Origin of the sequence: Binatus soli (SeqCode), assembly GCF_050015535.1 — a bacterium.
GTDB classification, from domain to species: Bacteria; Desulfobacterota; Binatia; order Binatales; family Binataceae; genus Binatus; species Binatus soli.
Genome location: NZ_JBEKBF010000023.1, coordinates 58,672 through 67,713, shown reverse-complemented (window position 1 = coordinate 67,713; position 9,042 = coordinate 58,672). Strand labels below are relative to the sequence as shown.

The window sequence follows — 9,042 nt, the reverse complement described above, 5'->3', positions numbered from 1 at the left end:
AATGCGTATCTGCTTTCGATCTCATCTCCGCTCCTTTTGGGGTTAAGATGAGCCAAAAACCCTCTCTTCCTCAATCGCTGCAAACTGTCCAACTTGTGCTGACGGGGAACACTCGGAACCTGCGCTTGCCCTCTAAGTTCTTCTATCCGGCCCCGCAATTCCGCTATCTTCTTAGAGTTCATGATATCATGGGCGATATCATTAGCGCCAGCGAGAAGGTCGTGTCAAGAACCGGGCTTCTTCCAACGGAATTGAGCGGCCTTTTTTTGCGATTTCTTTGCGACATTTCGCGGAGAGGTAGAAAAAGGAACAGGAATTAACTGTGCCGCCGTCGGAGAAACCCCCGAAAGATTCCACACCCTGATTTTTTCAAAACCGCCCACTACCAACTTTCCCGCGTTCCCGTCGTCAGTTTGTGGCCTCGCGTACCTCGGCCTTCATGGATATTGTTACCTTACCCAATGCGTTCGGGTTCGGCGGCATGGATCAACTTTCAGACAATTGGAAAGCTCAACCGGACAACGAGCAGGGAATAGTCACGCGCGTTCGCGGGTCGGTCGTTGACGTCGAGTTTGCCCGCGGACGCCTGCCGGCAATCAATGACGCAATGACGATCGAGCTGGACGGACGGGCCCGGCTGGTCGCTGAAATCCAGGACCATCTCGATCTTCATACCGTCCGCGCCGTTGCGATGGAGAATACTTCGGGTCTGCGCCGCGGTGCGATCGCCCGCCGTGGCGGGCCCATCTGCGTGCCGGTGGGAGAGAAGGTGCTTGGCCGTCTCATCAACGCGATCGGCGATCCGATCGATCGCCTCGGGCCAATCGAGTCCGCAACCCGCTGGCCGATTCATCGCAGATCGCCCGCGCTCAATCGCCAGGATCACAAGCGCGAGGTCTTCCGTACCGGCATCAAGGTAGCCGACCTTCTGGCCCCGCTCGCGCGCGGCGGCAAAGCCGGGATGTTCGGTGGCGCCGGCGTCGGCAAGACCGTGCTGATCATGGAGCTGATTCGGAGCACCGTCGAAAACTACTCGGGCATCTGCGTGTTCGCGGGCATCGGCGAGCGATCGCGCGAAGGCCACGAGCTGCTGGCCGAGCTGCGCAGATCGGGCGTGCTGAGCCGCACCGCGCTCGTCTTCGGACAGATGAACGAGCCGCCGGGCGCGCGCTGGCGGGTTGGCATGACCGCGCTGACCGTCGCCGAATATTTTCGCGACGCGAAGGGACACGACGTTCTGCTCCTGATGGACAACGTGTTCCGATTCGTGCAGGCAGGCTCGGAGGTATCGGGGATGCTCGGGCGGTTGCCGTCGCGTGTCGGCTACCAGCCCACGCTGGCCACCGAGATCGCCGAACTCGAAGAGCGAATCGCGTCGGTGGCCGGCGCATCGGTGACCGCAATCCAGGCAGTGTACGTGCCGGCCGACGATTTTACCGATCCCGCGGTGGTCGAAACGTTTCGCCATCTGGACTCATCGATCGTCCTGTCGCGAGATATGGCGGCGGAGGGACTGTATCCCGCGATCGATCCGCTGGCGTCGACTTCGGCCCTGCTCGATCCGCGCGTCGTCGGCGAAGAACATTATGCGGTCGCCGAGGAGGTGCGCCGAACGATCGTGCGCTACAAGGAACTCCAGGAAATCATCTCGTTGCTCGGCGTAGAGGAGCTGAGCACGGAAGACCGGCGCATCGTGGCGCGCGCGCGGCGCCTCGAGCGGTTTCTCACGCAGCCGTTTCTCGTGACCGAGCAATTCACCGGAATTGCGGGAAAATCCGTCCCTATCGAGGAAACCGTCAAGGGCTGCCGCGCTATACTTGCGGGCGAAGGCGACGAATGGGCCGAAAGCTCATTTTACATGGTCGGAACTTTCGAGGATGCTCGCGAAAAGGAGATCGTTGCGCGCAAGGCGCAGCAATGATCCGGTTGCAATGAAGCTGATCGTCACCACGCCCACCGCGATCGCGCTTGATGAAAGCTCCGTTCGTTACGTTCGCGCCGAAGATGCCACCGGCGGCTTTGGTATCGAACCCCGCCATGCGGATTTTCTCACCACCCTCTCGATCTGCGTCGTGAGATGGCGCAATGGCGGCGGCGTCGAGCACTACCTCGCCGTGCGTGGCGGCGTGCTGCGCGTCCGCGAGGGCAAGGTCGTGGAGATAGCAACCCGCGAGGCGGTCGTAGACGATGATCTGGGACATTTGCGCAGCGAAATCCTCGCCATGATGGCGGAGGGCATTGAGGTCGAACGCTCGGCCCGATCGGTAGCGCTCAGCCTGGAACAAGCCGCAATTCGGCAAATCTATCGTTACCTGCGGCCCACTGATCAACCGCTCAAAGTCAGGCCGCTGAAATAACCGCGGGGCGCTGGTCGTGGCAACCGAGCAAGAGCATGGCAATCACGAGTTGGGGGCTGACGAACGCGAATTGGAAGAAGCCGCCAAACGGGCGCATAGCCGGCGCGAGCAGAAGCTGAGGACCGAAGAATGGCCGGTGGGCCGCTCGCTCGCAATGATCGGGCGGTTCGGATGGACGATCGTCGCGCCCATTCTTATCGGCGCGTTCGTTGGACGCTGGCTCGATCGTGCCTTCCATAGCGGTGTGTTCTGGAGCGCAGCCCTCGTCTTTGTTGGCGCCGCACTTGGTTTCTGGGCGGTTTGGAAGAGGATGAGCACCGAATGATCGGAGTAGTCGTTGTGCGGATGGCAGCCTATGCCGCACTCGGAGCGTTGATTGGCATGGCGTATTTCGCGGCGCTCGCGTGGAACGTCCGGCTTTACACCGGCCACGGAGCCGGACGGAACGCTCTGTTGGTCCATCTCTCACGCCTTGCCGTCGCTGTCGCGGCTTTCACGCTCTGCGCCAGGCAAGGCGCCGCACCCGTGCTCGCAAGCTTCGCGGGGTTTCTGGCGATACGGACGGTTTTGGTCAATCACTACCGGCTCGCGCTCCAGAGGAATCCATGAATCACTCGCCCCTTCAGACCGCGATCCTGTTTCACATCGGCATCGTTCCCATCAGCCGCACCGTCGTAACCACGTGGGGGTTGATGGCGGCGCTGACCGTCGCGAGCTGGATTGTGACGCGGAACTTTCGCGTCGATGCGGGCGCATGGCAGGTGATGATCGAAAGCGTTGTGGCGGAAATCGAAGAACAGATAGCCGCGCTGCTGAACTGCGATGCGGCCCCGTTCCTGCCGTTGCTCGGCACACTGTTCATCTTTCTGGTGGCCGCGAATCTTTGCGGGATCGTTCCCGGACTCACGGCCCCGACCGCATCGATCGAAACGCCCGCCGCGCTCGCCGCGATAGTTTTTCTATCGGTGCATTACTATGGCGTGCGCATTCAAGGCCTCGGCGCGTACTTGAAAGGCTATCTCAGGCCGAATCCGGTCATGTTGCCGTTCAATATCCTGGCCGAACTGACGCGATCGTTCTCGCTGGCGATGCGCCTGTTCGGAAATATCATGAGCGAGGAGATGGTGGTTGCGATCGTTGTGGCGCTGGCGGGTTTGCTGGTGCCGATTCCGTTCATGGCATTCGGAATTCTGGTTGGCCTGGTGCAGGCCTACATATTCAGCGTCCTGTCCGCGGTTTTTATCGGCGGCGGCATCGGCGCGATCGAGAAATGAGGGAGGTCGGAAGAAGATGACGGTCCAAATGCTCAGCATAATCGGCGCGGTGGTCGCGGTCGCCGTCGGCTCGATCTCGCCGGCGCTCGCCGAAGGCCGCGCAGTCGCGGCGGCGATGGAAGGCATCGCGCGGCAGCCCGAGGCCGCGGGCTCGCTGTCGCGCACCCTGTTCGTTGGCCTGGCGATGATAGAGACGATGGCGATCTACTGCCTGCTGGTCGCCTTGCTGCTGCTATTCGCCAATCCCTTCGCGCGATGAATTTCAGTTGGTGGAGCTTCGCGCTGCAGGCGGCCAACTTTCTCATCCTGGTCTGGCTGCTCAAGCGCTTTCTGTTCAAGCCGGTCAGTGCGATCGTCGCCCGGCGTAAGGAGGAGATTGCGCGCGGCATGGCGGAAGCGTCAGCTGAAAAGCAAAAAGCGCTGAATCTGCAGCGCGACCTCCAGGCACAATGGGCGGGAATCGAAGCCGCGCGCCAAAAGGCGATTGAAGAGCAGGGCGCGCAACTGGCCGCCGAACGGGTGAAGATGCTCGACGAAGCCCGCGCGGAAGCCGAGAAAATCCGCGATCACGCGACCACGCAGATCAGCGAAGAGCGCGCCGCCGCCACACAAGAGCTGTTTTCCCGGACAATCGAGCTCGCCGTGAACCTCGCGGAACGGCTGCTTCGCGGGCTGACCTTTCCTTCGATCGAGCATGCCTTCCTGACCCGCGTCCTAGACTATTTGGACCGTCTGTCGGCAACGGAGCGGGCCGCGCTCGTTTCGCATCTGGGCGAGACCGCTCTCGTGGTCACGACGGCTCACCCGCTCGACGCGCGGGAAGAGGCGCAATGGCGCGAACAACTCGGGAAACGGATTGGCGCCGGAGGGGGCATAAAGTTCAACAGCGATCCGGCGCTTATCGCCGGCGCCGAAATCACATTGCCGAGCGCAACTCTCCGCTTCAACTGGCGCGACGCGCTGACCACCGCCGCCAGGGAGATCAATCGCAATGAGCACGCTGGCTGAATCCGTAAAGGATCGTCTGAGCACGGCGGGCCGGCTTCTGAGTGAGCTCAAGGCCGAGCCCCGACTCGACCTGATCGGCCGCGTAGAACGAGTGGGAGACAATGTCGCCACGGTAGGCGGTTTGCCGGAAACGCGACTGGGTGAACTGCTGCTCTTCGACCGATTGGACGGCGGGGAGCCGGTTGCCGGAATCGTGCTGACGCTCGATCCGGACCTAATCGGATGCGCGATGCTCGGCGACGCCAGCTGTATCGAGGCGGGCAACCTGGTGCACGGAACCGGTTCAGTCGCAAGCGTGCCGGTAGGCGACAACCTGCTGGGCCGAATCGTGAACGCACTCGGCGTTGCGGTGGACGGAGGTCCGGAGATCGAAGCGGCGGGAGTCGAGCCGGTCGAGCGGCCGGCGCCCGCGATCGTCGATCGCGATTTCGTCGACACCGCGCTCAATACCGGCCTTCTCGTCATCGATGCGATGCTGCCGATCGGACGTGGCCAGCGCGAATTGATTATCGGCGATCGCGAAACCGGGAAAACCGCGATCGCGATCGACACGATAATCAATCAACGCGATACCGGCGTGGTTTGTATCTACTGTGCGGTGGGACAGAAGACCTCGTCCGTGAGCCAGGTGATCGATGCGGTCAGGCGCTACGGCGCGCCGGAGCGATGCATCTTCGTGTTCGCACCCGCGGACGACCCGCCTGGAATCCAATGGCTGGCGCCGTATGCGGCCTGCACGATGGCCGAGTATTTCTCAGAACGCGGTGGCGATGCGCTCTTGATCATCGACGATCTGAGCAAGCACGCCGTGATCTATCGGCAGCTGTCACTGCTGTTGCGAAATCCGCCGGGACGCGAAGCATACCCCGGCGACATCTTCTATATCCATTCGCGGCTGCTCGAACGCGCGGCCAAGCTCAATCGCGATCGCGGAGGCGGGTCGCTGACCGCGCTGCCGATCGCTGCGACGGAGGAAGGCAATCTGTCCGGTTACATACCAACCAATCTGATTTCGATCTCCGACGGGCAGATCGTTCTCGAGCCGCGGTTGTTTCACGAAGGACAGAAGCCTGCCGTCAACGTCGGCAAGAGCGTATCGCGCGTCGGAGGCAAGACGCAGTCGCATGCGATGCGCAAGCTGGCCGAAAATCTCCGCCTCGAATACGCGCAATTCCTCGAACTGGAAATCTTCACACGCTTCGGCGGGATGGTGGATCAGCGCACGCGCGAGATAATCGAGCATGGGCGGCGAATCCGCGCGGTCCTGACGCAGCCGCAATTCGCGCCGCTGTCAATCGCGCACCAGGTGGCGTTGCTGCTGGCGATCGACGAACGGCTGCTCGAGCGCCTGCCGCTGGACAAAGTGAGCGAGCTCCGGTTGAAACTCGGCCCCTGGCTGAACGAGCACGCCGCGGAACCCGTGCGGCGAATCAACACAGCCGGAGAGTTGGAGCCGCGAACGCGGCTGGCGCTCGTCACGGCGGTCGGAGAGCTGGTGGAAAGCTTGAATCACGCGGGCACTGCGCCGGCGAAGCGATAACTCGATGGCGCAAGAACGCGAAATCGCCACCCGAATCACCTCGCTCAACGAGCTACTCGAGATAGTTGCGGCGATTCGGGCGATGGCTGCCTCGCAGATGCAGCAGGCGCTCAGATCGCTGGAACCGATTCGCGGCTATGCCGAGCAGATTCGCGAGGCGTTGTCCGAAGCCGCAACTCTGCTGCCGCCCGCCGGCGTGATCGAAGCTGCGGCGCGACCAAACAAATCCGGCCTGGTCGTGTTCTGCGCCGAGCACGGCCTGTGCGGCGGCTTCAATGAGCATCCATTGCGTGCGGCCGAGCGCGCGACCGGCGGCGGGCTTGCGTTGATCGTAGTCGGAACCCGCGGCGCCCAGATTTGTCGCGAACGCGGATTGAGTCCGGACCTGGTGCTGCCGATGGCGACGCATTGCGCGGGAGTCACAGGCGCTGCACGCCGTGTCGCGGCAGAACTCTATCGGATGTTCAGCGAGCGCCGCATCGCGGGCGTCGAGGTCGTCTACGCACAATATGCCGGGGGTCAGCCGGCGCGCATCGAGCAGCGTCGCCTGCTGCCGCTCGAGGCGCCGGTCGTGCAAAAGACTTCCACCAACTTGCCCCCGATCATCAACCTTCGGCCGCAGCGTCTCTTTGATGACATAGTTGGGGAGTATTTTTTCGCAACGCTGGAGAACGCCGCGATGCAATCATTCTTCAGCGAGAACTCGACCCGCTTTCGCGCGATGGAAGCGGCGCATCAGAACATCCAGAACAAATCCCGTGACCTCACAAAACTGATGCAGCGCCTTCGCCAGGAATCGGTAACCACCGAAATTCTCGACCTGATAAGCGGCTCCGCCGCACTAGCCTCAAGTTCAGCTCCTGGCCGCGCTGGAATTGCTCACGCCGAATAGATCCATTTCGACTGACACAGCGGACTCTGCGAACTGCAAATAGCATTCGCGCACCCAGAGCACTTTCGCGAGGTTCAGGGATGATGGCGCTTTGCGGATCTGGCACGTCCGCGCTCCGCTTCGGCGGGCCCGATTGCAGCAATTCTTTCGTGCAAGATGGATAAAAGTCACCCGATTGGTTAGGGGAGCACATGATTTGTCGGCGGATGCCGAAAGGTGAGGCAGTGTGGAGCAGCATGCCGAGGTACTGATCGGCAGACCGTGGCATCAACGGGTCCCGACCTGGCGGGACGCCGTTGCGACGCTGTTGGTGCTGGCGATTGTGATGCTCCTCGGATCCGGCGCTCACCAGATGGTGGCGCCTTTCGTTGCCGCGCAACAGCCGAGGATCTCCCTCTCTCCGGCTGTCCTGCCGGTCTACGCTCTCCGCACGACGTTGCGCATGCTGGCCGCGCTCGTCGCCTCGCTAATCTTCACGTTCATCTACGCCACGCCGGCGGCCAAGAGTCGGCGGGCCGAAACAGTGCTGATACCGCTGCTGGACGTCCTCCAATCGGTGCCGGTACTTGGCTATCTCTCTTTCACGGTCGTGTTCTTCGTCTCGCTTTTTCCCGGCACTTCTCTGGGGCCGGAGCTTGCCGCGATCTTCGCGATCTTTACGGCCCAAGCCTGGAACATGACTTTCAGTTTCTATCAGTCGCTCATAACCATTCCGACCGATCTCGACGAGGTGAGCCGCAGTTTCCGGTTCTCGGGTTGGCAACGCTTTTGGCGCCTCGAGGTGCCGTTCGCCATGCCTGGGCTCATCTGGAACATGATGATGTCGATGTCCGGCGGCTGGTTCTTTGTCGTCGCCTCCGAAGCTATCTCCGTTGGTAACATCCAGGTCACGCTTCCGGGAATCGGGTCCTACGTCGCCCTTGCAATCCAGCAACGTGACCTCGCGGCAGTTGGATGGGCAATCGTCGCGATGACCGTCACGATCCTTATTTACGATCAGCTGCTCTTCCGTCCGCTGGTAGCCTGGGCCGACAAGTTCCGGTTCGAGCACACGGCTGCGGTGGTCGTGCCGAGGAGCTGGGTGCTTGACCTGTTTCGAGGCGCGAGCTTCCTTAGACTCCTTGGCAAGCCGATCGGCGGGGCCGTGCAGGCCACCCTGCGAGCCCGGCTTGCTCTCCCCCGAAAACCTCGTTGGCTTCCAGTTTTCGCGCTACCTCGCCGCGCAGCTGATGTCGCCTGGTTCGGCCTTCTTCTTGCCGGCCTTGCATATGTGGGATGGAAGCTCATGGAATTTGCCGAACCCGAACTGTCTTGGGGCGACGTTACTATCGCCGTAAACAACGGCGTCCTTACCTTCCTTCGGGTCGTGATCCTGATTGCCCTGGCGTCAGTGGTCTGGGTTCCGATCGGAGTCGGTGTAGGGCTGCGGCCGAAGCTCGCGGAGAAGGTCCAGCCGATCGCGCAGTTTCTCGCCGCCTTTCCGGCCAACCTGCTCTTCCCGGTCGCGGTCTTCCTAATCGTGAAGTTTGTCCTGGATCCCAAGATCTGGCTTAGCCCGTTGATGATTCTCGGGACGCAATGGTACATCCTTTTCAACGTTATCGCCGGCGCGAGTGCGTTTCCGAACGACTTCAGGGAAGCAGCAGCGAGCTTCCGAATCCGCGGTTGGCACTGGTGGCGCCAGGTGATGCTGCCCGGAATCTTCCCTTATTACGTGACGGGCGCGATTACGGCGTCCGGCGGCGCCTGGAATGCGAGCATCGTCTCTGAGGCGGTCAGTTGGGGGCCGACAAAGCTCAGTGGGTCAGGGCTTGGCGCTTATATCGCGCAGATGACTGAAGCGGGCGATTACCCTCGGATCGCGCTGGGCGTCGCGGTCATGTCAGTATTCGTCATCACGATGAACCGGCTGCTATGGCGGCCGCTCTACGCCTTTGCCCAACGGCGAACGCGGCTCGATTGAAAGGAACT

Annotated in this window: 11 protein-coding genes; all 11 read left to right on the top strand. The window is 61.7% G+C overall.

What is annotated here, in order from left to right; all coding sequences use genetic code 11:
* On the top strand, window positions 1-320 hold a 320-nt coding region (locus ABR989_RS16155), incomplete at its 5' end, for a hypothetical protein (RefSeq protein WP_428130339.1).
* A gap of 161 nt (window positions 321-481) precedes the next feature.
* Window positions 482-1,921, top strand: a complete 1,440-nt coding sequence (gene atpD, locus ABR989_RS16150; RefSeq protein ID WP_428130338.1) for a F0F1 ATP synthase subunit beta — start codon at window positions 482-484, stop codon at window positions 1,919-1,921.
* 10 nt (window positions 1,922-1,931) lie between these two features.
* Window positions 1,932-2,357: a F0F1 ATP synthase subunit epsilon gene (locus tag ABR989_RS16145; RefSeq protein ID WP_428130337.1), complete on the top strand. Its 426-nt coding sequence runs from the start codon at window positions 1,932-1,934 to the stop codon at window positions 2,355-2,357.
* A gap of 16 nt (window positions 2,358-2,373) precedes the next feature.
* Window positions 2,374-2,682 (top strand): AtpZ/AtpI family protein, encoded by a 309-nt coding sequence (locus tag ABR989_RS16140; protein ID WP_428130336.1) that lies wholly within the window; start codon window positions 2,374-2,376, stop codon window positions 2,680-2,682.
* Window positions 2,679-2,966 (top strand): N-ATPase subunit AtpR, encoded by a 288-nt coding sequence (locus ABR989_RS16135; RefSeq protein ID WP_428130335.1) that lies wholly within the window; start codon window positions 2,679-2,681, stop codon window positions 2,964-2,966. The genes ABR989_RS16140 and ABR989_RS16135 overlap by 4 nt, the downstream gene beginning before the upstream one ends.
* The gene (gene atpB, locus ABR989_RS16130; protein ID WP_428130334.1) at window positions 2,963-3,631 is read left to right on the top strand and encodes a F0F1 ATP synthase subunit A; all 669 of its coding nucleotides are present in this window, start codon (window positions 2,963-2,965) and stop codon (window positions 3,629-3,631) included. The genes ABR989_RS16135 and atpB overlap by 4 nt, the downstream gene beginning before the upstream one ends.
* 16 nt (window positions 3,632-3,647) lie before the next feature.
* Complete coding sequence (locus ABR989_RS16125) at window positions 3,648-3,890, top strand: F0F1 ATP synthase subunit C (RefSeq protein ID WP_428130333.1); 243 nt, start codon at window positions 3,648-3,650, stop codon at window positions 3,888-3,890.
* The gene (locus tag ABR989_RS16120) at window positions 3,887-4,639 is read left to right on the top strand and encodes a F0F1 ATP synthase subunit delta (RefSeq protein WP_428130332.1); all 753 of its coding nucleotides are present in this window, start codon (window positions 3,887-3,889) and stop codon (window positions 4,637-4,639) included. Before ABR989_RS16125 ends, ABR989_RS16120 begins: the two co-directional genes overlap by 4 nt.
* Window positions 4,623-6,179, top strand: coding sequence for a F0F1 ATP synthase subunit alpha (locus ABR989_RS16115; RefSeq protein ID WP_428130331.1), 1,557 nt, complete (start codon window positions 4,623-4,625; stop codon window positions 6,177-6,179). Before ABR989_RS16120 ends, ABR989_RS16115 begins: the two co-directional genes overlap by 17 nt.
* Window positions 6,180-6,183: 4 nt before the next feature.
* Window positions 6,184-7,071, top strand: a complete 888-nt coding sequence (locus tag ABR989_RS16110) for a F0F1 ATP synthase subunit gamma (RefSeq protein WP_428130330.1) — start codon at window positions 6,184-6,186, stop codon at window positions 7,069-7,071.
* Between the two features lie 226 nt (window positions 7,072-7,297).
* Window positions 7,298-9,034 carry an ABC transporter permease gene (locus tag ABR989_RS16105; RefSeq protein WP_428130329.1) on the top strand — a complete coding sequence of 579 codons (1,737 nt, stop codon included), beginning with the start codon at window positions 7,298-7,300 and terminating at the stop codon, window positions 9,032-9,034.
* Window positions 9,035-9,042 lie beyond the last annotated feature (8 nt).

Bases quoted from the DNA above. Each gene is read 5' to 3' on its own strand.
- ABR989_RS16120 (WP_428130332.1), top strand. From the start codon at position 3,887: ATGAATTTCAGTTGGTGGAGCTTCGCGCTGCAGGCGGCCAACTTTCTC.
- ABR989_RS16145 (WP_428130337.1), top strand. From the start codon at position 1,932: ATGAAGCTGATCGTCACCACGCCCACCGCGATCGCGCTTGATGAAAGC.
- ABR989_RS16135 (WP_428130335.1), top strand. From the start codon at position 2,679: ATGATCGGAGTAGTCGTTGTGCGGATGGCAGCCTATGCCGCACTCGGA.
- atpD (WP_428130338.1), top strand. From the start codon at position 482: ATGGATCAACTTTCAGACAATTGGAAAGCTCAACCGGACAACGAGCAG.
- ABR989_RS16125 (WP_428130333.1), top strand. From the start codon at position 3,648: ATGACGGTCCAAATGCTCAGCATAATCGGCGCGGTGGTCGCGGTCGCC.
- atpB (WP_428130334.1), top strand. From the start codon at position 2,963: ATGAATCACTCGCCCCTTCAGACCGCGATCCTGTTTCACATCGGCATC.
- ABR989_RS16115 (WP_428130331.1), top strand. From the start codon at position 4,623: ATGAGCACGCTGGCTGAATCCGTAAAGGATCGTCTGAGCACGGCGGGC.
- ABR989_RS16110 (WP_428130330.1), top strand. From the start codon at position 6,184: ATGGCGCAAGAACGCGAAATCGCCACCCGAATCACCTCGCTCAACGAG.